The 26,251-nt window shown below is 73.2% G+C and carries 22 protein-coding genes and 2 tRNA genes; 12 read left to right on the forward strand and 12 right to left on the reverse strand.

Features of this window, described 5'->3' with window-relative positions; all coding sequences use genetic code 11:
* Positions 1-44: 44 nt before the first annotated feature.
* The 6 genes from JOE63_RS09685 to JOE63_RS09710 form a co-directional block, all read right to left on the reverse strand.
* On the reverse strand, positions 45-1,088 hold the full coding sequence (locus tag JOE63_RS09685; protein WP_204540973.1) for an LLM class F420-dependent oxidoreductase: 1,044 nt from the start codon (positions 1,086-1,088) through the stop codon (positions 45-47).
* 268 nt (positions 1,089-1,356) lie between these two features.
* The gene (locus tag JOE63_RS09690) at positions 1,357-2,373 is read right to left on the reverse strand and encodes a DUF1648 domain-containing protein (protein ID WP_204540976.1); all 1,017 of its coding nucleotides are present in this window, start codon (positions 2,371-2,373) and stop codon (positions 1,357-1,359) included.
* Entirely contained in the window at positions 2,370-2,723 is a 354-nt protein-coding gene (locus JOE63_RS09695) for a GntR family transcriptional regulator (RefSeq protein ID WP_204540979.1), read from the reverse strand. The genes JOE63_RS09690 and JOE63_RS09695 overlap by 4 nt, the downstream gene beginning before the upstream one ends.
* Positions 2,724-2,814: 91 nt before the next feature.
* The gene (gene epsC / locus JOE63_RS09700) at positions 2,815-3,444 is read right to left on the reverse strand and encodes a serine O-acetyltransferase EpsC (RefSeq protein ID WP_307840018.1); all 630 of its coding nucleotides are present in this window, start codon (positions 3,442-3,444) and stop codon (positions 2,815-2,817) included.
* Between the two features lies 1 nt (position 3,445).
* Entirely contained in the window at positions 3,446-4,381 is a 936-nt protein-coding gene (cysK, locus tag JOE63_RS09705) for a cysteine synthase A (protein WP_087471685.1), read from the reverse strand.
* A gap of 526 nt (positions 4,382-4,907) precedes the next feature.
* Positions 4,908-4,978 (reverse strand) — tRNA-Gly (locus JOE63_RS09710).
* Positions 4,979-5,171: 193 nt separating this feature from the next.
* Between JOE63_RS09710 and JOE63_RS09715 the strand changes: the two genes are divergently transcribed.
* The 6 genes from JOE63_RS09715 to clpX all read left to right on the forward strand — a co-directional run bounded on the left by JOE63_RS09715 (position 5,172) and on the right by clpX (position 10,963).
* Positions 5,172-5,245 (forward strand) — tRNA-Pro (locus JOE63_RS09715).
* Positions 5,246-5,330: 85 nt separating this feature from the next.
* A complete protein-coding gene (locus JOE63_RS09720) occupies positions 5,331-6,284 on the forward strand; it encodes a DMT family transporter (protein ID WP_204540982.1) in 954 nt (317 codons plus the stop codon).
* Positions 6,285-6,393: 109 nt separating this feature from the next.
* Entirely contained in the window at positions 6,394-7,803 is a 1,410-nt protein-coding gene (gene tig / locus JOE63_RS09725) for a trigger factor (RefSeq protein WP_087471687.1), read from the forward strand.
* A 258-nt stretch (positions 7,804-8,061) separates the two neighbouring features.
* Positions 8,062-8,709, forward strand: coding sequence for an ATP-dependent Clp protease proteolytic subunit (locus JOE63_RS09730; protein ID WP_087471688.1), 648 nt, complete (start codon positions 8,062-8,064; stop codon positions 8,707-8,709).
* 38 nt (positions 8,710-8,747) lie between these two features.
* Positions 8,748-9,464: an ATP-dependent Clp protease proteolytic subunit gene (locus tag JOE63_RS09735; RefSeq protein ID WP_087471689.1), complete on the forward strand. Its 717-nt coding sequence runs from the start codon at positions 8,748-8,750 to the stop codon at positions 9,462-9,464.
* A gap of 212 nt (positions 9,465-9,676) precedes the next feature.
* Positions 9,677-10,963, forward strand: a complete 1,287-nt coding sequence (gene clpX, locus JOE63_RS09740) for an ATP-dependent Clp protease ATP-binding subunit ClpX (protein WP_087471690.1) — start codon at positions 9,677-9,679, stop codon at positions 10,961-10,963.
* 670 nt (positions 10,964-11,633) lie between these two features.
* Here clpX and JOE63_RS09745 read toward each other — a convergent pair.
* Positions 11,634-13,451, reverse strand: coding sequence for an AMP-dependent synthetase/ligase (locus JOE63_RS09745; RefSeq protein WP_204540986.1), 1,818 nt, complete (start codon positions 13,449-13,451; stop codon positions 11,634-11,636).
* 107 nt (positions 13,452-13,558) lie between these two features.
* On the opposite strand from JOE63_RS09745, the gene JOE63_RS09750 reads away from it, so the two are divergent.
* Positions 13,559-13,906 carry a chorismate mutase gene (locus JOE63_RS09750; protein ID WP_087471692.1) on the forward strand — a complete coding sequence of 116 codons (348 nt, stop codon included), beginning with the start codon at positions 13,559-13,561 and terminating at the stop codon, positions 13,904-13,906.
* Between the two features lie 165 nt (positions 13,907-14,071).
* A complete protein-coding gene (locus tag JOE63_RS09755; RefSeq protein WP_087471693.1) occupies positions 14,072-15,271 on the forward strand; it encodes a baeRF2 domain-containing protein in 1,200 nt (399 codons plus the stop codon).
* A gap of 81 nt (positions 15,272-15,352) precedes the next feature.
* On the opposite strand, the gene valS is transcribed toward JOE63_RS09755, so the two are convergent.
* Together valS and JOE63_RS09765 are read right to left on the reverse strand one after the other, a co-directional pair.
* A complete protein-coding gene (gene valS / locus JOE63_RS09760) occupies positions 15,353-18,160 on the reverse strand; it encodes a valine--tRNA ligase (RefSeq protein ID WP_204540989.1) in 2,808 nt (935 codons plus the stop codon).
* A gap of 64 nt (positions 18,161-18,224) precedes the next feature.
* Entirely contained in the window at positions 18,225-19,205 is a 981-nt protein-coding gene (locus tag JOE63_RS09765; protein ID WP_204540992.1) for a hypothetical protein, read from the reverse strand.
* 204 nt (positions 19,206-19,409) lie between these two features.
* Between JOE63_RS09765 and JOE63_RS09770 the strand changes: the two genes are divergently transcribed.
* From JOE63_RS09770 to JOE63_RS09785, 4 genes are all read left to right on the forward strand, one after another.
* Positions 19,410-21,338, forward strand: a complete 1,929-nt coding sequence (locus JOE63_RS09770) for a DUF4914 family protein (protein WP_204540995.1) — start codon at positions 19,410-19,412, stop codon at positions 21,336-21,338.
* Positions 21,339-21,419: 81 nt separating this feature from the next.
* Positions 21,420-22,418, forward strand: coding sequence for a TIGR03557 family F420-dependent LLM class oxidoreductase (locus JOE63_RS09775; protein ID WP_204540998.1), 999 nt, complete (start codon positions 21,420-21,422; stop codon positions 22,416-22,418).
* Positions 22,415-23,287, forward strand: coding sequence for a coenzyme F420-0:L-glutamate ligase (cofE, locus tag JOE63_RS09780; RefSeq protein ID WP_204541001.1), 873 nt, complete (start codon positions 22,415-22,417; stop codon positions 23,285-23,287). The genes JOE63_RS09775 and cofE overlap by 4 nt, the downstream gene beginning before the upstream one ends.
* A gap of 61 nt (positions 23,288-23,348) precedes the next feature.
* Positions 23,349-23,732, forward strand: coding sequence for a hypothetical protein (locus tag JOE63_RS09785; protein ID WP_087471699.1), 384 nt, complete (start codon positions 23,349-23,351; stop codon positions 23,730-23,732).
* A 35-nt stretch (positions 23,733-23,767) separates the two neighbouring features.
* Here the strand turns inward: JOE63_RS09785 and JOE63_RS09790 are convergent, their stop codons facing one another.
* The 3 genes from JOE63_RS09790 to JOE63_RS09800 form a co-directional block, all read right to left on the reverse strand.
* The gene (locus tag JOE63_RS09790) at positions 23,768-24,133 is read right to left on the reverse strand and encodes a VOC family protein (protein WP_204541003.1); all 366 of its coding nucleotides are present in this window, start codon (positions 24,131-24,133) and stop codon (positions 23,768-23,770) included.
* 85 nt (positions 24,134-24,218) lie between these two features.
* On the reverse strand, positions 24,219-25,424 hold the full coding sequence (locus JOE63_RS09795; RefSeq protein WP_204541006.1) for an AI-2E family transporter: 1,206 nt from the start codon (positions 25,422-25,424) through the stop codon (positions 24,219-24,221).
* Positions 25,425-25,500: 76 nt separating this feature from the next.
* Positions 25,501-26,106, reverse strand: coding sequence for an HhH-GPD-type base excision DNA repair protein (locus JOE63_RS09800; protein ID WP_204541009.1), 606 nt, complete (start codon positions 26,104-26,106; stop codon positions 25,501-25,503).
* Positions 26,107-26,251: the final 145 nt, after the last annotated feature.

A 26,251-nucleotide genomic window follows, 5' to 3' on the forward strand; every position in this document is an offset into this window, starting at 1 on the left:
GTGTCTGTCGTCCGAGCGGCTGCGGGACGACGAAGACCCCGCACTCAGCGCGGGGGCGCGAGGAGCGGGGCGAGCGTCTGGACGGCCGTCGCGTCGCCCTGGACGAGGAGCGTGGTGACCGCGGTCTCGCGCCATGCGGCGAGGTCGCGGGCGATCTTCTCCGGCGGGCCGACGAGCGCGACGTCCTCGACCATCGCCGTCGGGACGGCGGCGGCCGCGAGGTCCTTGCGCCCGGCGAGGTAGTGCGCCTGGATCTCGTCGCACGCCTCGGCGTACCCGAGCCGGTCGAGCGCGTCGCGGTGGAAGTTCGCGCCCTTGGCGCCCATGCCGCCCACGTACAGCGCGAGGAACGGGCGCACCTGGTCCGCCGCCTGCTCGACGTGCTCCCGCACGACGACGGGCACCGTCGCGCTCACCTCGAACGCGGCCTCGGGGGAACGCTCGGGAGAGCGGCGCGCGAAGCCGTCGGCGAGGAGCTCGCGGAACGTCGCGTCCATGCGGGGCGAGTAGAAGAGCGGGAGCCACCCGTCGGCGATCTCGGCCGCGAGCGCGACGTTCTTGGGTCCTTCGGCCGCCAGGTGGATCGGCAGGTCCGCGCGCAGCGGGTGCACGGTCGCGCGCAACGGCTTGCCGAGCCCCGTCCCCGTGCCCTCGGGCAGGGGAAGCGGGTAGTGCGGGCCGGACGACGTCACGGGCGTCTCCCGGCGCAGCACGTCGCGCACGACCTGGACGTACTCGCGCGTGCGGGCGAGCGGGCGGGCGTACGGCTGCCCGTACCAGCCCTCGACGACCTGCGGTCCCGAGACGCCGAGCCCGAGGACGAACCGGCCGCCCGAGAGGTGGTCCATCGTCAGCGCGGCCATCGCCGTCGCGGTCGGGGTGCGGGCGGAGAGCTGCGCGACGGCGGTCCCGAGCCGGATCCGGGTCGTGCGCGAGCCCCACCACGCGAGCGGCGTGAAGGCGTCGGAGCCGTAGGCCTCCGCGGTCCACACGGAGTCGACGCCGAGGCGGTCCGCCGCCACGATCGCGTCCTGGATGCCGGCCGGGGGACCGGCCGACCAGTAGCCGGTGTGGATGCCGAGACGCATGCGGGCTCCTCCTCGTCGAGGGTCGTCGTACGGGTGCGCCCGCGCACCGGGCGCCGGCGTCGTGCCGGGGCGTCGTGCGCGGGGACGGGTGCGGGCGGTACCCGGTCGCGCGCCGGGCAGGGGGTATCCGGTACGCGGAGTCTCGGGTACCGCCCGGCTCCAGACTAGCCGATCCGCCGCCGGTCGCGGGTGCGCCCGGGAGCCGCCGCGCCGGACTCGGGACCGGACGGGGCGTCGATGCCACGGCGCGACACGTCGACGCCGAGGGTCAGCGGCGTGCTCGGTCGGCGAGGGTGTTGAGGAGCGCCGCCGCGGTCCCGGCGTCGTCGACCGTGACGACGAGCGCGCGACCGCCGGTGCGCTCGACGCGCAGCGACTCGCCGGCCCGCACGACGATGCCGACGGCGCCTTCCCGGCCGGCGCGCCAGCCCCAGCCGCCGAAGTCGCGCAGCGGCGAGACCTCGGTGACGTCGGCCCGCACGACCTCGTCCACCGGGACGCGCGTGCGGGGGAACCCGAGCGTCGACCGGACCGAGAGCCCGCCCTCGTCGACGCGGACGACCCACGACATCATCGCGGCGAGCAGCAGCCCCAGGACCACCGGCACGAGGAGGAGCGCCCACTCGCGCAGGACGAGCGCCAGGACCGTGGTGAGGACGATCGCGCCCATCGCGACGAGCACCGTCGGCCCGCCGCTCACGCGCCCGACCCAGGCCGCCCGCTCGCCCGGTCGGAGCGTGACCCGGGGCGCGTCGTCGGGGACCCCGGCGTCGGTCGGGTCCGGGCGGTCGCCCGGGATCAGCACCCCGACCGCGACGCCCACGAGGAGCCCGGCGCCCAGCGCGACGGCGGTGACGGCGCTCACGCCGCCGACGTCGTGGGCGTCGGCGAGGCCACGCTGGATCCAGAGCGACCCGAGGGTGAGGACGGCGAGCATGACCGGGAGGCCGACGGCGACCGCCGCGGCGACCCGCCGGTTCGCGGCCGAGCGCCCCAGGAACGCCGTCATCGCGGCGAACCCCGCGGAGGTGAGGAGGCCCAGGGCCGTGCTTCCCGCCACCGCCGCACCGAGCGACGCGAAGCCGTCGGCGCCGCCCGTGCCCCAGTGGATCGCCACGGGGTCGGGGAGGTCCGCGGACCAGGTCAGCGCGACGAGCGCCGCGACCACGGTGACGACCGCACCCGCGACGCCGACGAGGAGCGCGAGGGTGCGGTGGTCACCGGGTCGGGGGCGACCGTCCTCGGTCGGTCGTCCGGGGGAGCGGCGCGGGGCGGCTCGGGTCATCGGAGGGCCTCCTTCACGAGGGTCAGGACGGTCTCGGGCGGCAGGGCGAGGGCGCGTGCCTCGGCCGCGACGCGGTCCACCGCGGCCCGCAGCGACGTGAGGTCGACGGCGGGCGGCGCCGTGACGACGGCGCCGCGCCCGCGGCGGAGGTCGACGAGGCCCTCGTCGCGCAGCTCCTGGTAGGCGCGCAGCACGGTGTGCACGTTGACGTCCAGCGCCTCGGCGAGCTCGCGGGCCGCGGGGAGCCGCTCGCCCGGCGCGAGCCGCCCCTGGACGACGCCGAGGCGCACCTGGGCGACGAGCTGCGCGAACAGCGGCTCGTCGGCCTGCGGGTCGATGCGGAACATCACGACCCCAGTCTAGTTGTTCTAGCGAAACTAGAACAAACAGCGAGGACGAGGGGCCGCCGTCATGCTCGACGGCGGCCCCTCGTCCGTGCGATCAGATGACGTACTCGATGAGGAGCGACGGGTCCTCGACGACGTCCCGCGCCGCGGGCGCGGCGGCGGGCATGCGGATCGTGGCCGGGACACCGACCGCGACCGCCCCGGCGGGCACGTCCTTCACGACGACGGCGTTGGCCCCCACCTGCACGTCGTCGCCGATCCAGACCGGCCCGAGGATCTTCGCCCCCGCCCCGACGACGACGCGGTCCCCGAGCGTCGGGTGCCGCTTGCCGCGCTTCATCGACCGCCCGCCGAGCGTCGACGTGTGGAAGAGCACGACGTCGTCGCCGACGACCGCCGTCTCGCCCACGACGACCCCCATGCCGTGGTCGATGAACAGGCGCCGGCCGATGCGCGCTCCCGGGTGGATCTCCACGCCGGTCAGGGCCCGCGCCACCTGCGACACGAGCCGCGCCGGGAGGCGCAGCAGGGGCTCGCGCCACATGCGGTGCGCGAGCCGGTAGGCCCACACGGCGTGCACGCCCGGGTACGCCAGCGCGACCTCGAGACGGCTGCGCGCGGCGGGGTCCCGCCGTCGGGCCGCCTCGAGGTCCTCGTCGAGCACGCGCACGAACCGGCGCAGCCGGTAGCCGACCGTCCGGTGGTGGGGTCGTGGGTCGGTCACGTCAGTCCAGCAGGTCGGAGTACAGGATCGTCGAGAGGTAGCGCTCGCCGAAGTCCGGCACGACCGTGACGATGAGCTTGCCCTTGTTCTCGGGGCGCTTCGCGAGCTGGATCGCGGCCTCGATGGCGGCACCCGAGGAGATGCCCACGAGGAGGCCCTCCTCCTTCGCCGCGGCCCGGGCCGTCGCGACCGCGGTCTCGGCGTCGATGTCGATGACCTCGTCGTAGACCTCGCGGTCCAGGATGTCGGGCACGAAGTTCGCGCCCAGACCCTGGATCTTGTGCGGGCCGGGCTGGCCGCCGTTGAGGATGGGGGACTCGGCCGGCTCGACCGCGACGATCCGCACCTCGGGCTTGCGCTCCTTGAGCACCTGCCCGACGCCGGAGATCGTGCCGCCCGTGCCGATACCGGACACGACGATGTCGACCTCGCCGTCCGTGTCCGCCCAGATCTCCTCGGCCGTCGTGCGGCGGTGGACGTCCACGTTCGCCGGGTTGGCGAACTGGCGCGCGAGGATGGCGCCCGGGCGCTCCGCGGCGATCCGCTCGGCGGCTGCGACGGCGCCCTTCATGCCCTCGGAGCCGGGGGTGAGGACGAGCTCGGCGCCGTACGCGCGCAGCAGCGCGCGGCGCTCCTTGGACATGGTCTCCGGCATCGCGAGCACGACGTTGTAGCCGCGGGCCGCGCCGACCCACGCCAGCGCGATGCCGGTGTTGCCCGACGTGCCCTCGACGATCGTGCCGCCCGGCTGGAGCTCGCCCGACGCCTCGGCGGCGTCGATGATCGACACGCCGATGCGGTCCTTCACCGAGTTCGCCGGGTTGTAGAACTCGAGCTTCGCGACGACCGTGGCCTCGAGGCCCTCGGTGAGCCGGTTCAGGCGCACGAGGGGGGTGTTGCCGATGAGCTTCGTGGCGTCGTCGTAGATGCGTGCCATGTCTTCCTCTTCTGTCGACGGCTCGGGGTGAGCCGGGGTGGGGGTACCGATCAGGGGACGAGGGCCGTCGCGGTCCGCGGCCACGGTGCTCAGCGTCTCGCGGGGACGCTGCGGGCGCGCGGGCACGACGGCGGGTGCGGGCTCGGGCGGACGGGGCGGCCTGGTGCGGCGCGGCGGTGCGCGCGGGGTCGGCGGCGGGTCGTCAGCGACAGCCGAGACAGCGACAACAGGAGACGCGCGACACGGCGCGGTGCAGCGGTGCGGGACGCGCGATCGTCGCGGTCATTCCTCGCTCCTCCTGGTCGGTCGCGCCGCGTGTGCCCGACGGTCCGGGGCGTGCGCGCGGCGCGTGTGACCCCGAGGCTATCGGTCCGCGTCCGGACCCTGCAACGCCGTCCACGAGACGGTCGTCCGGTCGGTGGACCGCCGGTGTGCGGGCGAGACGACGAGGGGCGCCCTGCCGGCCTGGCGGGCGCCCCTCGTGACGTTCGGGATCCACGGCCGGGACGGAGCCGGAGCGTGTGGGAGCGGGCGACGGGAATCGAACCCGCGTAGCCAGTTTGGAAGACTGGGGCTCTACCATTGAGCTACGCCCGCGCGGGCCGTGGAACCGGGGCCCGGGCTCCTCGGCAGGAGGAGCGAGGACCGGCGCGGCGCCGACCTGCGGCCGCAACCTTAGCAAACGTCGGTGGCGTGGACGCGCCGCCCACCTGCGGCAGCGGTCGCGCGCCGACGAGAGCGACCCGCTCCCGCCAGTACACTTGCCCTGGCCCGCCGCCGCGGCGGGCGACGGGGTGTGGCGCAGGTTGGTAGCGCGTCCGCTTTGGGAGCGGAAGGTCGCAGGTTCAAATCCTGTCACCCCGACCTTCGCGCGGCGCCCCTCCGGGGGCGTCGTGGGGCGTCGACGACGTCCGGGCCGCGTCGACGGCCTCGTCCTCGAGAGGTGCCCGTGACCTTGTCCACGCCCGCGGCCGGACCCGCGACCCGCGTCACCCTCGCGGCGCTGGTCGCCGCGGGCAGCGGCGCGGTGCTGTCGCTCCAGGGTCGTCTCAACGGCGACCTCGCCGCCGCCGGGACCGGGCCCGTGGTCGCGGCATGGCTCTCCTACGTCGGGACCCTCCTCGCGACCGTGCTCGTCGTGGTCGCCCGCCGCCGGGTCCGCTCCACGCTCCACGTCCTGCGCACCTCCGCGTCCTGGTGGTGGTTCGCGGTCGGGCTGTGCAGCGTCCCGATCGTCGTCGCCATGGCCGCCGGGATCCCGCTCGTCGGCGTCGCGGTCGCGTCGGTCTGCTCGGTCGCGGGCCAGACGGTCGCCGGTCTCGCCCTCGACGCGCGGGGTGTCGGCCTCCCCGCGCCGCTGCGGCTCACGCCCCGCCGCGCCGCCGCGGGTCTCGCGGCGCTCGTCGGCCTGGGTGTCGCGGTGCTCGGCGGCGCGACGACCGACGCGGGGTGGGGCGCCGTCGTCGCCGGGGTCGCGCTGTTCGTCGGCGGCGCCGTCCTCTGCGGGCAGCAGGCCGGGAACGGCCGGGTCACGCAGCTCACGGGCGACCCGGTCGTCGCGACGCTCACCTCGGTCTCGGGCGGGCTCGTGGGCATCTCCGTCGTCTGCGCGCTGGCCGCGCCCCTCGGCGGGCTCGACGGCGTCACGCTGCCCGGGCAGTGGTGGCTCTACCTGGGCGGCCCGCTGGGGACGCTCATCACGGTGGCCGCCGCGTTCGCGGTGCGCCACCTCGGCACGTTCGTCCTCACGCTGACGGTCGTCGGCGGCCAGATGGTCATGGCCGTGCTGCTCGACGTCCTGGGCGTCGTGGGGCTGCGGTGGCAGACCGTCGTCGCGACCGCCGTCGTCGGCGTGGCGGTCCTGCTCGTCGTCCGGCGCCCGGGCGCGCGCACGTCCGCCTGACCGCGACGCTTGACCGCTCGCGTACGATGGAACGGTTGCCCGTACGCCTGCGTGCGGAGCCGTCCCTGGCCGGACGCCGGCCCACCCCGATCAGTTGGAGATCATCGAAGTGAAGAGCGCCGTCGAGACCCTGGACCCCACCAAGGTCAAGCTGACCGTCGAGGTGGAGTACGACGAGCTCAAGCCGAGCATCGAGCACGCCTACCAGCACATCGCGGAGCAGGTGAACATCCCCGGCTTCCGCAAGGGCAAGGTCCCGCCGCGCGTGATCGACCAGCGCGTCGGCTGGGGCGCCGTCATCGAGCACGCCGTGAACGACGGCCTCTCCGGCTTCTACCGCCAGGCCGCGAGCGAGGAGAGCCTGCGTCCGCTCGGCCAGCCCGAGGTCGAGGTCACCGAGATCCCGGCCAAGGCCGGCGAGGGCCAGCTGGTCTTCACCGCCGAGGTCGAGGTCCGCCCCGAGATCACGCTGCCCTCCCTCGACTCGCTCGCCATCACGGTCGAGCCCGCCGAGGTCACGGACGAGGACGTCACCGAGCGCCTCGACGCGCTGCGCGAGCGCTTCGGCACCCTCGTCGGCGTCGACCGCCCCGCGGCCGAGGGCGACTTCGTCGTGCTCGACCTCACGGCCGAGATCGACGGCGACGAGGTCGACTCCGTCTCCGGCGTCAGCTACCAGATCGGCTCGGGCAACATGCTCGAGGGCCTCGACGAGGCGCTGACCGGCCTCTCGGCCGACGAGACGACGACGTTCAACGCCCCGCTGGCCGGCGGCGAGCACGAGGGCAAGGAGGCGTCCGTCACCGTCACGGCGACCTCCGTCAAGCAGCGCGACCTGCCTGAGGCGGACGACGACTTCGCCCAGCTCGCGTCCGAGTTCGACACGCTCGAGGAGCTCACCGCCGACCTGCGCGAGCAGGTCGCGAGCATCAAGACCTCGAACCAGGCCGTCGCCGCGCGCGACGAGCTCCTCAAGGCGCTCAACGACGCCGTCGAGATCCCGGTGCCGTCGGGCGTCGTCGAGGCCGAGGTGCACCGCCACCTCGAGTCCGAGGGCCGCCTGGAGGACGAGACGCACCGCGCCGAGGTCGCCGTCGAGGCGACCGACGCCATCCGCAACCAGATCCTGCTCGACACCCTCGCCGAGCAGCTCGAGATCAAGGTCGCGCAGAACGAGCTCCTCGAGTACCTCGTGAGCGCGTCGCGCCAGTACGGGATGGACCCGAACCAGTTCATCCAGTCGCTCGACCAGGGCGGGCAGATCCCCGCGATGGTCGGCGAGGTCGCGCGCTCGAAGTCGCTCGCCGTCGCGCTGCGCCAGATCGAGGTCAAGGACTCCGCCGGCAACGTCGTCGACCTCACCGAGTTCATCGGCTCGGACGACGAGGACGCCGCCGCGGACGAGTCGGTCGCGGACGTCGCGGCCGAGCCCGTCGAGGAGGCGCTCGTCGACGACTCCGCCGCCGCCGCGGCCGAGGCGCCGGTCGAGGACGACGAGAAGGACTCGACGAAGGCCTGACACGCCGCCGGCCGGTCGGCCGGAGCAGGTCCCACGACGGCCCGCACCCTCCGCGCGAGGGGGCGGGCCGTCGTCGTGCCCGTGCCGTGCCGGCGTGCACCGGCCGCCTGGTGCGCCGTCAGCGAAAACGCGCGCTATCGGGACGAACGCCGGGCACGGACCGCGTTAGGGTCACTGCAGCACGGCTGGACCGGGACACCTTCCCGGTACCGGCCAGGGCAGCGCAGGCGGGGGCGACCCGCGGGAGCGACGAAGGAGATGGAAGTGAACGAGCTGTACCTGCCGTCCGACGCGACGGCCCCGGTCAACCGCGCGGAGGGTCCGGGCTTCGGACTCAACGACTCCATCTACAACCGGCTCCTCAAGGAGCGCATCATCTGGCTCGGCTCGGAGGTGCGCGACGAGAACGCGAACGCCATCTGCGCCCAGATGATGCTGCTCGCCGCGGAGGACCCGGAGAAGGACATCTGGCTGTACATCAACTCGCCCGGCGGGTCGATCACGGCCGGCATGGCGATCTACGACACCATGCAGTACATCCAGCCTGACGTCGCGACCATCGCGATGGGCATGGCCGCCTCGATGGGGCAGTTCCTGCTCTCGTCCGGCACCAAGGGCAAGCGGTACGCGACGCCGCACGCGCGCGTCATGATGCACCAGCCCTCCGGCGGCATCGGCGGCACGGCCACCGACGTGCGCATCAACGCGCAGCTCATCATGCACATGAAGCAGGTGCTCTCCGAGCTGACGGCCGAGCAGACCGGCAAGCCCCTCGAGCAGATCCTCAAGGACAACGACCGCGACAGCTGGTTCACGGCCGAGGAGGCGCTGGAGTACGGCTTCATCGACCACGTCGTCACCAACGCGTCGTCCGTGACCGGCGGCGGCGGCACCACGGGTTCCTGACCCCCGCACCGGACACCAGACTTCACCGAGGAGAACCCGTGAGCTTCAGCGCCGAGTCCCAGTACCTGTCCACCGCGCAGCGCCTCGCCGGCGCGGGCGCGCGCCCCGGCGGCATCGCGCTGCCGGGCGGCGCGCCGTCGGCCCGCTACGTGCTCCCGCAGTTCGAGGAGCGCACCGCGTACGGCTTCAAGCGGCAGGACCCCTACACCAAGCTGTTCGAGGACCGCATCATCTTCCTGGGCGTCCAGGTCGACGACGCGTCCGCCGACGACGTCATGGCCCAGCTCCTCGTGCTCGAGAGCCAGGACCCCGACCGCGACGTCATCCTCTACATCAACTCGCCGGGCGGGTCGTTCACCGCGATGACCGCGCTCTACGACACGATGCAGTACATCAAGCCCCAGATCCAGACGGTCTGCCTGGGCCAGGCGGCGTCCGCCGCCGCGGTCCTGCTCGCCGCCGGCCAGCCGGGCAAGCGCCTCGCCCTGCCGAACGCCCGCGTGCTCATCCACCAGCCCGCGATGGAGGGCGGCGGCTACGCCCAGGCGTCGGACATCGAGATCCACGCGAACGAGCTCATCCGCATGCGCGAGTGGCTCGAGGACACGCTGGCCCTGCACTCGGGCAAGTCGGTCGAGCAGGTCCGCCAGGACATCGAGCGCGACAAGATCCTCACCGCCGCGCAGGCGAAGGAGTACGGCCTCGTGGACCAGGTCCTCGAGAGCCGCAAGGCCGTCGCGATCAACAAGCCCTGATCCGACCGCCCGACCCGCATGACCTCACGCCGCGCCGCCGTCCCCCGCCGGGGGGCGGCGGCGCGACACGTTGCGCCCCGTCCGGGGAGCCCACCTGACAACGGGGGCCCCGTGGTGTGGAATGGGGAGCAGGACTCGCTCGGCCGTGCCCGGGCCCCGCGCCGTCGACCCCGACGGCAGGAGGCCTCGGCACCGGGACAAGGAGACGCGTAGTGGCTCGTATCTCAGACGGCGCCGACCTGCTGAAGTGCTCGTTCTGCGGCAAGTCGCAGAAGCAGGTCAAGAAGCTCATCGCGGGCCCCGGTGTGTACATCTGCGACGAGTGCATCGACCTGTGCAACGAGATCATCGAGGAGGAGCTCGCCGAGGCGACCGAGCTCGGCCTCACGGAGCTGCCCAAGCCCAAGGAGATCTTCGAGTTCCTCGAGCAGTACGTCATCGGCCAGGACGCCGCCAAGCGGGCCCTGGCCGTCGCCGTCTACAACCACTACAAGCGCGTCCAGGCGGGCGAGCAGTCCAAGCCGTCGAGCCCCGACGACCCGGACTACGTGGAGCTGGCGAAGTCGAACATCTTGTTGATCGGTCCGACGGGGACGGGTAAGACGTATCTGGCGCAGACGTTGGCGCGGATGTTGAACGTGCCTTTTGCGATCGCGGATGCGACGGCGCTCACCGAGGCGGGGTATGTCGGTGAGGACGTGGAGAACATCTTGTTGAAGCTGGTGCAGGCGGCGGACTTCGACGTGAAGAAGGCTGAGACGGGCATCATCTATATCGATGAGATCGACAAGGTGGCTCGGAAGGCGGAGAACCCGTCGATCACGCGTGATGTGTCGGGTGAGGGTGTGCAGCAGGCGTTGTTGAAGATCATCGAGGGGACGTCTGCGTCGGTGCCGCCGCAGGGTGGTCGGAAGCATCCGCATCAGGAGTTTATCCAGGTGGACACGTCGAACGTGTTGTTCATCGTGGCGGGGGCGTTTGCGGGGTTGGATGACATCGTGGCGGCGCGGGCGCGTAAGCGGGGTGTGGGGTTTGGTGCGCCGATCGAGACGGGTGCGGGGGAGGATCTGTTCGCGCAGGTGCGTCCGGAGGATCTGCACCGGTTCGGGTTGATCCCGGAGTTCATCGGGCGTCTTCCGGTGATCGCGTCGGTGTCGGCGTTGGATGCGGAGGCGTTGGTGCGGATTCTGACGCAGCCGCGGAATGCGTTGGTGAAGCAGTATCAGCGGATGTTCGCGATCGACGGGGTGGAGCTGGAGTTCACCTCCGGTGCGGTGGAGGCGGTCGCGGAGCAGGCGTTGTTGCGCGGGACGGGGGCGCGGGGGTTGCGGGCGATCATGGAGGAGGTGTTGCAGCAGGTGATGTTCGACGTGCCGTCTCGTGATGACGTGGAGCGGGTCGTGATCACGCGTGAGGTCGTGCTGGACAACGTGAACCCCACGATCGTGCCGCGCACGACTGCTGCACGGTCGCGGACCCCGCGGGAGAAGTCCGCCTGACCTGCGACCTGCCGAGGTAGAGCCCTGGTCCGCTGAGGTAGAGGCGTGGTCGGGTTTCGGGGGCCCGCGTGGTCGGGTCCGCGGTGGGGGTGGGCTCGGTGCTCGGGGCTGCCGCGCCGTCACCGTGGTCTGTCGGGTGTGGGTTCTAGGAGCGCCGCTTTGACGCCCTTTCGCATCCGAGCCCACCCCCACCGCTCGGCCGTCGCCGCACCGCGGCTCGGGCTCGCCCGGGCCAACTCGCCGAGGTAGACCCGTGGTCCGCCGAGGTAGACCCGTGGCCTGCCGAGGCAGAGGCCTGGTCCGACGACGTCCGCTCGCCCTGCGCTGCAGCGTCGCCGACGGCCGACGGCCGACGGCCGACGGTCCGGTCGCCCAGGAGGCGCCGGCGGCGACCCCCGGCTGGACCGACACCGCGGGCGGTCGCCCGGGGTGCGCGACGACCAGGGCGAGATGACGCCGGCGGGGTGGGTGGTGGTGCCGCGTCGTGGCGGGCCTGGCGGGAGCCGCGAGGAACGAGCGGCGGATGGTAGACGCGGCACCACCACCCACCCCGCCACCCAAGGTGACCAGACCGCTGTCGGACTAGCCGACCACGCCCCTACCTCGGCGGACCAGGGCTCTACCTGGGCGGACCAGGGTTCTCCCTCGGCGGAGCGGGCTCTGCCTCGGGTCAGGCGTCGGCGCCGACCTTGGAGCCGTAGAGGGTGTCGATCGTGTCGGCGAAGTCCTTGATGACGAGCCCGCGCTTCACCTTGAGGGACGGGGTGAGGTAGCCGTTCTGCTCGGTGAAGTCCGTGGTCAGCACCGTGATCTTGCGGATCGACTCGGCGCGGGAGACGGCCTCGTTGGCGTGCGCGACGGCGCGGTCGAGAGCGGCGAGGACGTCGGGGTCCTGCGCGGCGGTGTCGACGTCCATGGCCGGCAGGCCGTGGGTCGAGAGCCAGCCGGGCAGCATCTCGGCGTCGAGCGTGACGAGGGCGCCGATGAAGGGGCGCTGGTCGCCCACGACGACGACCTGGCTCACGAGCGGGTGGGCGCGCAGGCGGTCCTCGAGCACGGCGGGGGCGACGTTCTTGCCGCCGGCGGTGACGATGATCTCCTTCTTGCGGCCGGTGATCCGCAGGTACCCGTCGTCGTCGAACGCACCGAGGTCGCCGGTGCGGAACCAGCCGTCCTGGAGCGCCTCGGCGGTGAGGTCGGGCTGGTTGCGGTAGCCGCGGAACACGTGGTCGCCCTTGACGAGCAGCTCGCCGTCGTCGTCGATGCGCAGCGAGGTGCCGGGGAACGCGGGCCCGACGGTGCCGATCTTGGTGAGGCCGGGCAGGTTCACGGCCGTGGGGGCGGTCGTCTCGGTGAGGCCGTAGCCCTCGAGGATGCGCAGCCCGACGCCGCGGTAGAAGTGGCCGAGCCGCTCGCCGAGGGGCGCGCCGCCGGAGATCGAGTACGTGAGCTGCCCGCCCATCGCCGCCCGCAGGGTCGAGTAGACGAGCCGGTCGGCGACGGCGTGCTGGACGCGCAGCCCGAACGACGGTCCGCCGGCGGTGTCGAGCGCGCGCGACCAGGTGATGGCGACCTTCGCGGCCCAGTGGAAGATCTTGCGCTTGGCGCCCGTCCCGGTCTTCTGCTCGGCCGTGTTGTAGACCTTCTCGAAGACGCGCGGCACGGCCAGCAGGAACGTGGGGTGGAACGTCCCGAGGTCGGCGACGAGGTTCTTCGTGTCCCACGAGTGCGCCAGCACGGCGTTCGACGCGACGACGACGACCTGGATGAAGCGCGCGAAGACGTGGGCGAGCGGCAGGAAGAGGAGGGTGCGGGCGCCGTCGGAGTCGAGGATCTCGGCGAGCCCTGCGCGGCCGTTCAGCGCGAGGTGGACGAAGTTCCGGTGCGTGAGCTCGACGCCCTTGGGCCGCCCGGTCGAGCCGGAGGTGTAGATGACCGTCGCGAGGTCGTCGACCCGCTGGGCGGCGCGACGGCGGTCGATCTCCGCGGCGGGGACGTCGGCGCCCGCGGCGCGCAGGGCGTCCACGGCGCCGTCCTCGACGACGAGCACGTCCTCCAGGTCCGGGAGGCGGTCGCGGACGGTCGCGATCTCGGCGGCGTGGGACGCGGTCTCCACGACGGCGAGGCGGACCGCGGCGTCGGAGCAGATCCAGTGCACCTGCTCGGCCGACGACGTCTCGTAGACGGGCACGGGGACGGCGCCGACGGCCCACGTGGCGAAGTCGAGGAGCGTCCACTCGTAGCGCGTGCGGGACATGATCGCGACGTGGTCGCCGGGCTCGATGCCCCGGGCCACGAGCCCGCGCGCGACGGCGACGACGTCCGCCTCGAACTCCTGCGCGGTGACGGGCTCCCAGGGGCCGTCCGCGGTGGTCCGGCGCTCGACGAGCGTCGCGTGGGGACCACGGGCGACGCGGTCGGTGAGGAGGGTGCTGATGGTCGCCGTGGGGGAGACCTCGACGAGGCTCGGCGACGCGTGTTCCGTCATGGGACTCTCCGCTGAGTGGGACGGCAGGTAGGGACGGCGTGACACTTTACTCCGTACTCCGAGTATCGCGTTCCTCGGCGGTCGCCGGGCGCGCCTAGGATCGGTGGGTGACGAACCAGCCCGGCCCGCCCGCCGTCCCCGCCGAGATCCTCACGCTGCGCGCGAGCATCGACAACATCGACGCCGCGCTCATGCACCTGCTCGCGGAGCGCTTCAAGTTCACGCGCCGCGTCGGGGAGCTCAAGGCACAGGGCGGGCTGCCTCCGGCCGACCCGGACCGGGACCGGCAGCAGATCGCGCGACTCACGGGGATCGCCGACGCCGCGGGCCTCGACCCGGAGTTCGCGGAGCAGTTCCGTGAGTTCATCGTCCGCGAGGTCATCCGCCACCACGAGCGGATCGCGGCGGAGCACGCCTCGGGCGAGGGCGCACCTGTCCTCGACACCTACTCCTGACGGCGTCCTGACCGTCGGCGTCCGCCGGGGCCCACCCCGACGCGCGGTGGCGACGGTGGTCGATCTGACCGACCCTGGAGGGGTCCCAGGGTGGGCCCCGGCGTCGGCAGGACCTGCACGCCGGGCGGCCCGCCCGCCACGCCGACGGACGCTAGAGGTGTTCGCATGAAGATCGATTGGCTCAAGCCCCTCCTCGGCCACCCGGGCCCCTTCGCGACGGTGTACATCGACGCGACGCGGGCCAACGAGGCCGGGGACCGCGAGGTCGAGAACCGCTGGAAGGGCGTGCGGCGCACGTTGCGCCAGGAAGGCGCGCCCGACGCCGTCCTCGACGACCTCGAGGAGGTGGTGCTGCGGCCGACGCGGGTCGGCGGCACCCACGGGCGCGTGCTGATCGCGGACGACACGGGCGTCCTCGTCGACCGCGTCGTCAAGGACCCGCCGGCGCTCACGAAGGGCTCGTGGGGGCCCGTCCCCGCGCTGCTCCAGGCGGCGCGCGCGGCGGACGAGTCCGTCGACTACGTGCGCGTCGTCGTCGACCGCCAGGGCGCGGACCTCACGTGGTCCGTCGCGGGGGGACACCTGCCGTACGCGGAGCCGGAGTCGGTCGAGGGCGGCCACGACGTGATCAACAAGGTCCGGACCGGCGGCCTGTCCCACAAGCGCATCGAGTCGCGCGCGGAGGACTCGTGGGAGCGCAACGCGGAGGCGGTGGCGGCCGAGCTCGAGCGCCAGGCGGCGGAGTACCACCCCGAGCTCGTCCTCCTCACCGGGGACGTGCGCGCGGTGCCCCTCGTGCGCGGGGCGCTGGGCCGTGCGACGGCGGAGCGCGTCGTCGAGGTCCCGGGCGGCGGCCGAGGCCCGGGCATCAACGAGGCGGCGTTCGAGTCGAACGTCGCCGACGCGCTCGACAGCTTCCGCGAGCGGCGGCGCGAGAAGGTCCTCGCAGAGTTCCGCCAGGAGCAGGGCCGCGAGTCGGGCGCCGTGACCTCCGTCGAGGACGTCGTCGCGGTCCTCGCGCGCGGCCAGGTGAAGGAGCTCGTCCTGGCGGACGAGTACGGGCAGGACGCCGCGCTCGACGGCCGCACGCTCTGGATCGGGCCGAGCCCGATGCACATCGCGGCGTCGCGCGAGGAGATCCAGGACCTCGGTGTCACGGAGGGTCTGGAGAAGCTCCCCGCGACGGTCGCGCTCGTGCGCGCCGCGATCGGCCAGGACGCCGGGCTGACGTTCGCGCCCGAGGGGAGCGTCGAGCTCATCGAGGGTGTGGGGGCGACCCTGCGCTGGGCCGACGAGGGCACGCCGCGCGAGGTCGCGGCGACGATGTCCGGCGACGACGCGCGGCTGCGCGGCGAGATCATCTGACCCGTCGGCGGCTGTGGGCATGGAATGGGCCCGGTTCTGACCGCAGAACCGGGCCCATTCCATGCCCACGACGGGTGGGGGTCAGGCCTTCTTGCGGGCCTCGGGCTCGCCGAGCTCGGAGGAGACGACGACGATCCCGCCCTGGACGGCCGGGTCGCCCTGGCCCTCCGTCGTCGCGACGAGGTCGAGCGTGCCGGTGACGCGCCCGCCGTTGCGGACGTCGACGACCGACGCCTCGACGCCCGCGAGGGACACCGTCGGGACGGCGACCTGCGCGGCGAGGATCGGCGTGCGCATGGAGACCTTCGCCTCGGACTTGATCTTGCGCAGCGCGGCGAGCGCGTGGCCCGCGGCCGTGAGCACGGCAGGGTCGGCGTCGCCGGCGGCCGTGCGCGCGACGTCGGAGGTCGGCCACGGCGCGCGGTGGATCGAGCCCTCCGACGCGCGCCACCACGACCAGACCTCCTCGGTCGCGAACGGCACGAACGGCGCGAAGAGGCGCAGCAGCGTGTCGAGCGCGATCGCGAGCGCGACGCGCGCGGACCGGGTCTCGGCCGAGACGTCGGACGCTGCGGCCCCGGCGCCGTACGCGCGGTCCTTGACGAGCTCGAGGTAGTCGTCGCAGAACGTCCAGAAGAACGTCTCCGTGGTCTCGAGGGCGCGCGTGTGGTCGTACGCCTCGAACGCCTCGGTCGCCTTCTCGACGACGGACGCGAGGCCCGCGAGCATCGCGCGGTCGAGCGTCTCGGTGACGAGCGCGGGGTCGAGGACGATCTCGCCCGTCCCGGTCTCGGCGTCGACCCCGAACGACAGCGCGAACTTCGACGCGTTGAGGATCTTGATCGCGAGGCGGCGGCCGATCTTCATCTGGCCGACCTCGAACGCCGCGTCGGTGCCCAGGCGGGCCGAGGCGGCCCAGTACCGGACGGCGTCGGAGCCGTGCTCCTCGAGCAGGCCCATGGGCGTGACGACGTTGCCCTTGGACTTCGACATCTTCTTGCGGTCGGGGTCGAGGATCCAGCCGGAGATCGCCGCGTTCTTCCACGGCAGCGAGCCGAACTCGAGGTGCGAGCGCACGACGGTCGAGAAGAGCCAGGTCCGGATGATGTCCTGGCCCTGCGGGCGCAGGTCCATGGGGAACACCCGCTCGAACAGGTCGGGGTCGACCTCCCAGCCGCCCGCGATCTGCGGCGTCAGCGACGACGTCGCCCACGTGTCCATGATGTCGTTCTCGCCGACGAACCCGCCCGGCACGCCGCGCTGGTCCTCGGAGTACCCGGCGGGCACGTCGGACGACGGGTCGACCGGAAGGACGGCCTCCGACGGGACGAGCGGGTGGTCGTGGTCGATCTCGCCCGACTCCAGCACCGGGTACCAGAGCGGGATCGCCACGCCGAAGAAGCGCTGGCGCGAGACGAGCCAGTCGCCGTTGAGGCCGCCGACCCAGTTCTCGTAGCGCACGCGCATGAAGTCGGGGTGGAACGCGAGCTCCTTGCCCCGGCCGAGCAGCTCGGCGCGCAGGTCGCGGCGCGTGCCGTCCGCGGCGACCCAGTCGCGGCCGCCGTTCCGGATGTACCACTGGCGCGAGGTGACGATCTCGAGCGGCTTGTCGCCCTTCTCGAAGAAGTTCGCCTTGCGCTGCGTGGCGACCGGCTCGCCGTCGAGGTCGCCCGCGTCCCGCAGGGCGTCGACGACGACCTGGCGCGCGGAGAACGTCGTCTTGCCCTCGAGCTCGGCGAACACGCCCTGCCCGGAGTGCGACGTGATCCAGTCCGGCGTCTCGCGCACGATGCGCCCGTCGCGCGTGATGATCGAGCGCGTCGGGAGCTGCAGCTCGCGCCACCACTGCACGTCGGTGAGGTCGCCGAACGTGCAGCACATCGCGATGCCCGCGCCCTTGTCGCGCTCCGCGGCGGGGTGGGCGAGGACGGGCAGCTCGACGTCGAACAGCGGCGAGCGCACCGTCGTGCCGAACAGGTGCTGGTAGCGCTCGTCGTCCGGGTGCGCGACGAGCGCGACGCACGCGGCGAGCAGCTCAGGGCGCGTCGTCTCGATGAAGACGGGTGCGCCGTCGTCGGGCGTGCCCGGCGCGACACGGTGGAACGCGACCTTGTGGAAGTGCCCGGGGTAGTCGCGCGCCTCGAGCTCGGCCTGCGCGACCGCCGTCTGGAACGTCACGTCCCACAGCCCCGGCGCCTCGGCCTGGTAGGCCTCGCCGCGGCCGAGGTTGCGCAGGAACGCGCGCTGCGCGGCCGTGCGCGACCGCGCGTCGATGGTCTGGTAGTGCTGCGCCCAGTCGACCGAGAGCCCGAGCCGGCGCCACAGCGCCTCGAACTGCTTCTCGTCCTCGGCGGTCAGGCGCTCGCACAGCTCGATGAAGTTGCGGCGGCTCACCGGCACCTGGTCCGCGGCCTTGACCGACTTGCCCTCGCCGCCCTCGTGCGGGGGCTCGAAGCCCTCGACGTAGGGGAGGGTGGGGTCGCAGCGCACGCCGTAGTAGTTCTGCACGCGGCGCTCGGTGGGCAGGCCGTTGTCGTCCCAGCCCATCGGGTAGAACACCTCGAGGCCGCGCATGCGCTGGAACCGCGCGACGACGTCGGTGTGCGTGTAGGAGAACACGTGCCCCACGTGGAGGGAGCCGGAGACCGTCGGTGGCGGGGTGTCGATGGAGAAGACCTGCTCGCGGGTCTTCGAGCGGTCGAACGCGTACGTCCCCTGCTCGGCCCAGCGGGCGTCGTACGTCTCCTCGAGCCCGTCGAGGCTCACCCGGTCGGGTACTCCCGCGACCACCGCGCGGACGACGTCGCCGGCTACGCGGCCGGCGGAGGAGGTCGTTGCTGCAGTGGCATCGGCCGCGCCCGTCGGCGCGTTCGTCGGGAAGTCGCTCATGGTCGCCCATTCTCCCAGATCTCGGGGCCGCTCCCGACGGCGTCTCGCGTCCCGGCCGCCGTCGTCACCGGGTGCCGGGCGCGGCCCCCGGACCGCCGGGCCCGTCCGTGCGGGACAGCCGCGCGGCCAGGTCGGTGGCCGTCCCCAGGAGGCGTTCCCAGACCGCGGGGTCGAGCAGGTCGAGCGCGCGCTCGCTGAACAGGAAGAGCCGGTCCCCGGACACCTCGGCCGCGAGCGGGAGGGGACCGCGGACGAGCGTCTCGACGATCTCCGGGGAGAAGACGGCGCGCGCCGTGCCGGTCGGGGACCGTACGGGTCCGTAAGCCTGGTGGCGGTCGCCGAACGGGCCGTCGACCGGCAGCTCCCACACGCGCTCGACGCCCCGCGGAGCCCGGGCGCCCCGCATCCCCCGGGCGGGCATCGTCTCCACGACGACGCGCGGCAGGGCGCGGTCGAGGGCGACCATGGCGTACGTGAACGCGAAGGGCTCGCCGTTGCGGTAGCCGGCGCTGTAGGTGTAGGTGGCGACCTCGACGGGGCGGCGACCGCCGGTGCGGACCACGTTCCGGGCGACACGAAGGATGCCCAGGTGGAACGCCCCGCTGGGCAGGTCGGGCTCGTCGACCCGCGGTGCGACGTCGAACCCGTTCGCCGCGGCGAACCGGCTCAGCCGGTACGCCAGCTCCCGACCGTCCTGCGACGAACGGCGAGCCCCGCGCACGACGAGCAGGGCGACGAGGGTCGTGACGGCCGCCAGCACCAGGACGACGAGCGGGCGCCCGGCGCCGAGGGCCGTCAGACCGAAGGCGAGGAAGCCGTAGACCACGGTGACGCACAGCGCGGCGACGGCCACCAGGAACGCGACGAGCACGACGCGCAGCACGAGACCGAGCACCTGGAGGGCGACCGACGTCGAGGGACGCGTCCGTGCGTCCCTGGCGTGCTGCCGCAGGGAGCGGTGGTGCGCGCGTGCCGCACCACGGTCGAGGGGCTCGACGAGGGCTCGCGTGTCGAGGGTCGCGGGACCCGCGGGAGTGGTGCTCACCACGAGAGGCTAACGGTCGTCTGGTGGGGACGGTCCGGCCGTCGTGCCGGGTGGCGAGCGGACGTGTCCGTGACGGGCCCGCGTCATCACGGGTCCAAAGTCCCTGGGGAAGATTGGTCATCGACTCGTAACCTGCACGCAAAGGTACGGGTGCTCGTGGGCGCACCTCGATCTGATCCTCGCGCCGACCACCTGGGAGCAGCCATGACCCTCACGACCACCGACAGCGCGCGCACGACCGGGGCGCTGCCGCCCGGCGTCGTCCTCCCGCCCGCGCTCGCGGCGGCGCTCGCGGCGTGCCCGGACCTCGTCGTCCCGTCCTCGCGCGACGAGCTGTACCGCCTCGCGCTGGGGCCCGACGGCGGTCCGCGGTTCGTCGTCGAGTACGACGCCGACGGCACGCTCGTTCCCGAGGCCGAGGTGGTGCGGTGCCGGAACGGCATCGCCGTGAACTACCCCGAGGACTACATGCGCCGGCGCGACCCGGACTGCATGCGCATCGCCGACGACCTGCCCACCGACAAGCCGCGCTACCGCGACGTCTTCGGGACCGGGTTCGGCGCCGTGAAGGACGAGACCCTCGCGTGGCTCGCGACCCAGGAGCTGGTGGTCGTGCCGTTCCGTGCGGGCGGGCGGACCCACGGCTACCCGTCGCTCGCCGTCTGCCCGGTCAACGCGGCGTTCTTCGCCCTCGCCCTCGTCGACCTGCAGGGGTGGACCACGTTCGACGAGCTCGGGCCGTTCGAGCCGCGCTCGATCCTCTACGTCGCCCCGCCGTTCCGCCACACGCGCTTCGACGGGCGCCAGGTCGTCGTGCACGACCGCTCCGAGACGCTGCACGAGGTCTTCGCCTACAACCTCTACCCCGGTCCGAGCGCGAAGAAGGGGGTGTTCTCCGTCCTGCTCGACGTCGGCGAGCGCGAGGGGTGGGTCACGGCCCACGCCTCGTCGGTCCGCGTCACCACGCCGTACGAGAACGAGACCGTCGTCATGCACGAGGGGGCGTCGGGCGGCGGCAAGTCCGAGATGTGCCAGGAGATCCGGCGCCAGGAGGACGGGCGGATCCTGCTCGGCACGAACGTCGTGACCGACGAGCCCTACGTCATCACGCTGGGGGAGACGAGCGCGCTCGACCCCGTCACCGACGACATGACCCTGTGCCACGCCGCGCTCCAGACGGGTGACGGCCGCCTCGTCGTCACGGACGCGGAAGAGGGGTGGTTCGTGCGCGTCGACAACCTGACCGGCTACGGGCAGGACGCGCACCTGGAGCGCGCGTGCATCCACCCCGACGTCCCCCTCGTCTTCTTCAACATCGACGGCGTCCCCGACGCCACGGTGCTGCCGTGGGAGCACTCCCTCGACTCCGACGGCCGGCGGTGCCCCAACCCGCGGGTCGTCGTGCCCCGCCACCTGCTGACCGACGTCGAAGGTCCGGCGGAGGTCGACGTCCGGACCTTCGGCGCCCGCATGCCGGCCTGCACCCGGGACCACCCGACCTACGGGATCATGGGCATGACCCACGTCGTCCCCGCCTCGCTCGCGTGGATCTGGCGGCTCGTCGCGCCGCGCGGGGACAAGAACCCGTCGATCGGCGAGTCGCGGTCGGCGACGGAGGCCCTGGCCCACGGCGGGATGGTCGCGGAGGGCGTCGGGTCGTACTGGCCGTTCGCGACCGGGACGAAGGTCGCGGCCGCGAACCTCCTGCTGCGCCAGCTCGTGGAGACGGACCGGACCCGGTACGTCCTGACGCCGAACCAGCACATCGGCGCGTACAAGGTCGACTTCGCCGCCGAGTGGCTCACGCGCGAGTACCTCGCGCGGCGCGGCGGCGGGCGCCTGCGCCCCGAGGAGCTCACCCCGGCCCGCTGCCCGCTGTTCGGGTACACGCTCACGGAGATGAAGATCGACGGCCAGCTCGTGCGACCCACGTTCCTGCGGCCCGAGCTCCAGTCCCAGGTCGGGCTGGAAGCCTACGACGCCGGGGCGCGGATCATCACCGACTTCTTCGCCAGCGAGCTGCGGCAGTTCCTCACCGACGACCTCGACCCGCTGGGGCGGCAGATCATCGAGGTCTGCCTGCGCAACGGCTCCGTCGAGGAGTACGCGGCCCTGACCCCCGTCTACGTCTGAGGCGCACGGCCGGGACCGCCGCCGCAGGCGGCCCCGGCCCGCTCGGGCGAGTCCTCGCCCGGCGCGTACTAGGGTCGGAGCATGGGTCTGACGATCGGCTATGCCGCCATGCTCGAGCAGTTCCACCCGACCGAGGCCGTCGCGCTCTCGGCCTACGCGGAGGCGCACGGCTTCTCCGGCACCATGGCGGCCGACCACTTCCAGCCGTGGGTCCCGGCGCAGGGCGAGTCGTCCTTCGTGTGGAACGTGCTCACCGCGCTCGGCGAGCGCACGACGGGCGACCTCGGGCCGGGCGTCACCGCGCCGACGTTCCGCTGGCACCCCGCGATGGTCGCGCAGGCCTCGGCGACGCTCGCCGCGATGTACCCCGGGCGGCACTGGCTCGGCCTGGGCTCGGGCGAGGCGCTCAACGAGCACGTCGTCGCGGGCTACTGGCCCGAGGCGCCCGAGCGCATCAACCGCATGTTCGAGGCGATCGACGTCATCAAGAAGCTGTTCCAGTCCGGGCTCGACAACAAGGACGTCAAGCACTCCGGGCAGTTCTACAAGATGGAGTCCACGCGCCTGTGGACCATGCCCGAGGCCGCGCCCGAGATCCTCGTCGCGACGGCGGGACCCGTGACGGCCAGGCGCGCCGGGCGGCACGCCGACGGCCTCATCACCGTCGGCGCGCCGCTGGAGAAGATCTCGATGCTGTTCGGCAAGTTCGACGACGGCGTCCGCGAGTCCGGCCGCGACCCGCAGGCGATGCCGAAGGTGCTGCAGCTCCACCTGTCCTGGGCGGCGACGGACGAGGAGGCGCTCGCGAACGCGATGACCGAGTGGCCCAACGGCGGCATGAAGTTCCCCAAGGCCGACATCCGCTCGCCGCACGACTTCGAGCAGATGGCCAAGCTCGTGCGCCCCGAGGACTTCGAGGGCCGGATGGTGATCTCGGCCGACCCCGACGCGCACCGCGCGTACATCCAGAAGTTCGTGGACCTCGGCTTCGACCGGATCTACCTCCACAACGTGGGCCGCAACCAGCGTGAGTGGATCGAGGTCTTCGGTCGCGAGGTCCTGCCGAAGCTGGCGCGATGACGCCCGGCGCAGGTCCCCTCGTGCCCGACGACGTCGCGCGCGAGGGCGGCGAGGCGCGCCTGTCCGCGTGGGCGCCGTCGGGCCTCGGCGAGGTGCGTCCGGGCGACGACCTCGCCGCGCTCGTCGGCGACCTGCTCGCCGCGGCGGCGGCGGGCGACGCGCTCGTGGAGGGCGACGTCGTCGTGGTGACGAGCAAGGTCGTGTCCAAGGCGGAGGGCCGCGTCGTCGCCGCCGCCGACCGCGAGCAGGCGATCACGGACGAGACGGTGCGCGTCGTCGCGACGCGCGAGCGCCCGGGACAGCCCCCGCTGCGCATCGTCGAGAACCACCTGGGCCTCGTCATGGCCGCCGCAGGGGTCGACGCCTCCAACACGCCCGAGGGGACGGTGCTGCTCCTCCCGCTCGACCCGGACGCCTCGGCCCGGGCGCTGCGGAACGCGCTGCGGGCCCGGTTCGGTCTCGCCCGCCTCGGCGTCGTCGTCACGGACACCGCCGGCCGTGCGTGGCGCGACGGGCTGGTCGACGTCGCCATCGGTGCGGCGGGGATCGTCGTGGCCGAGGACCTGCGCGGCGGCGTGGACGCGCACGGCCGCCCCCTCTCCGTCACGGTCACGGCCGTCGCCGACGAGGTGGCCTCCGCGAGCGAGCTCGTGCGCGGCAAGGCCGCGGGCCGGCCGGTCGCCGTCGTGCGGGGGCTGGGCCGGTACGTGGGCGACGACGACGGCCCGGGGGCGCGCACGCTCGTCCGACCCTCCGCCGACGACCTCTTCCGGGAGGGGAGCGCCGAGGCCTACGACCGCGGGTACCGGGACGGGTTCGGCGAGGGCTTCCGCGAGGGGTCGGGGAACGAGCCCCTCCCCGCCGGCTGACCCGCGCGGGACGGGCGGCAATCTCCTGGCTCGCGGGTCGACCGGCGGCTAGCCTGCCGGGATGCTGCCCGCCGAGTGGATCCCGCACCGCCGCCCCGACGACCGTGAGCACGTCGGCTGGATCCGTCCCGACGGCGACGCCTGGGTCGCCGTCTCGCTCCTCGGGCGCGAGCTGACCGGCCCGGTGGACTGGCTCGAGGCCGAGGAAGCTCTCGACGGGCTCAGCCTCGCGTGGCTGGCCGAGGTGTGGATGCTCGAGCAGGAGGACGCGCCGCCGCTGCGCGTCCGGCTGGTCGAGGTCACCCCGGACGGCGTGGTCGTGCAGACCGACGACTTCGGCGCGATCGACGTCCCCGTCGAGCGCTACGACCTCCCGTGGCCGCCTCCGGCGACGCTCCGGCCACGCCGGCCCGGCGACCCGGACGGTCGTGTGCTGTCGCTCTGACCGCGACGACCGCCCGGGCGAGCACGCCGGCGCGGTCAGCCCGCGTCCGTCGTGCCCTCGTAGAGGCCGATCTGGTTCCCGTCGGCGTCCTCGAACGCCGCCCACCAGGACGTCGGGCTGATCTCGGACTTCTCCAGGATCACGCTGCCCCCGAGCTCGCGGACCTTCGCGAGCGTGTCCTCGATCGAGTCGACCTCGACGTAGCTGCGGGGGGTCGTGAACCCCTCCGACCGCGGCGCGAGCCCGCCGCCGCTGATCTGGTTCGGGGCGCGCCACATGGGGTAGCCCTCGAAGCCCGGGATCTCCGCGATCTGCCAGCCGAAGAGCTCGCCGTAGAACTGCGTGGCCCGGCCGCTGTCGCTCACCGGGATGTCGATGTGCGTGATGTCTCCGTGCGCCATGGTTCCTCCCCGTGCCGGTGACGGGCGGACACCCGCCGTCTGCCAGCCTAAGGACCACCGACGCGGTCGCAACACCGGTGCGCGGCTACGCCGTCTCCGGGGCGGGGGCGCCCTCCGTCGGCGAACTCTCGGGCTGGACCTGAGGGTCACGCTCGGACTCCGGTCCGGGGCCGGCATCCCGGCGGGAGGCGACCTCGTCGCCCTCCACCGCGCCGGGTGCAGGGCTCGCCGTCCCGCCGTCCCGGGGCACGTCGTCACCCGAGAGCCAGCGCAGCCAGCCCGAGCCGGGGTCGGGCTCCAGCACGAGCGCGCGCACGAGCAGCGTGAGCGGGATCGCGAGGATCGCCCCGAGCGGCCCGATGACGAACGTCCAGAACACGACGGAGACGAAGCTGAGGGTCAGGCTGAGGTTCACGGCGTCGGCCACGAACTTGGGCTGGACGAGCACCTGGAGCACGACGTTCACGACGCAGTAGACCGCGACGACGGCGAGCGCGAGCTGCCACCCGCCGACGACGAACGCCATGATCGCGGGCGGGACGAGGCCGAGCACGAAGCCGATGTTGGGGATGAAGTTGGTGACGAACGCGAGGATCGCCCACACCGTCGGAGCCGGGACGGAGAGCAGCCAGAGCGCGACGCCGTCGACGACCGCCACGACGGCGCCGAACGACGCGTTGACGACGAAGTAGCGCCGCACGCCGCCGCTGAACCGGGACGCGCGGTCGATCGTCGCGGCACGCTCGGTGCCGAAGACCGTGGTCGCGGTCGAGTACCGCGCGGCGTCGGCCGCCATGAAGATCGCGTAGGCGAGCACGAAGAAGAAGGCCGTCGCGATGCCGAGCGCCATGCCCGAGACGTTCCCGGCGAGGCTGAGGACCCGGGCGGGCTCCAGCCAGGACGTCGCCGCCTCCGCGACGTCCGTGTCGATCCCGACGGCGGAGAGCTGGTCGACGACGTCCTCGACCGAGCGCACCAGCGCCGGCAGGTACTCGCGCACCAGGTCGGCGAACCGGAAGCCCGCGAACACGAGCATCGCGACGAGCACGGCGAGGATGAGGTAGGCGACCACCACGACCGCCGTCGTCGCGGCCCACCGGGGCCAGCCCCGGCGCTCGAGCGGGAACCGCACGGGGTGGCAGATGATGACGATCACCGCCGCGAGGAGGATCGGCGCGAGCACCTCCCGGGCCGTGTGGACCCCCGCGAGCACCACCACGCCTGCGGCGAGCGCCAGGAGCGTGCGGGTGGAGGGAGGCAGCGCCGAGGCGCGCGACGTCGTCGTGGTCACGCGCCGACGATAGCGGCCGGGCGCCGTCGCGCACCCCCGCGTCCGTCGAGCTGCGGCCGACGCCGTGCCCGCGCGGTCAGGACTTCGCGGCCTTCGCCGCGGCCTTCTGCGCCTTCTTGAACGTGCGGACCTCCGCGAGCGACTCCGGGCTCGTGACGTCGGCGATGGACCGACGCGACCCCTCGTCCCCGTAGTGCCCCGCCGCCTCGCGCCACCCCGCGGGCTGCACGTCGCGCTGCTTGCCGAGGAGCGCGAGGAAGATCCTGGCCTTCTGGTCGCCGTACCCGGGCAGCGCGCGCAGCCGGGCGAGGACCTCCGCGCCGGTGGGCGCCGCCGTGCCGTCGTCACCGGCGCCGGGCGCGGTCCAGATCCGGGTCGCGTCGCCGTCGTACTCGTCGACGACGACGCGCGCCAGGTCCTGCACCCGGGCTGCCATCGAGCGTCCGTAGCGGTGGATGGCCGGCGGCGTCGTGGCGAGCGTGACGAACGCGTTGGGGTCCGCCTCCGCCACGGCGCGCGGGTCGATGGAGCCCAGGCGGTCACGGATCTTGCGCGGTCCCGCGAACGCGTGCTCCATCGGGTACTGCTGGTCGAGGAGCATGCCGACGAGGAGGGCGAACGCGTCGTCGCTGAGGAGCGCGTCCGCGTCGGGGTCGCCGGTGATCCAGAGCTGGTCGGTCATGCCGTCCATCATGGCAGGACGGCGGCGCTCGCGTCCGGTCGCGGGCTCCGCGGAGCCGCGCACGGAGTCGTCGCCCGGGGCATCCGTATACGGGGTGCTACGGACGCGTAGATCGCGAAAGATACGCGATCGCACCGATGGGCCC

It is taken from the genome of Cellulosimicrobium cellulans (assembly GCF_016907755.1).
In the GTDB taxonomy this organism is placed as follows: Bacteria; Actinomycetota; Actinomycetes; order Actinomycetales; family Cellulomonadaceae; genus Cellulosimicrobium; species Cellulosimicrobium cellulans_D.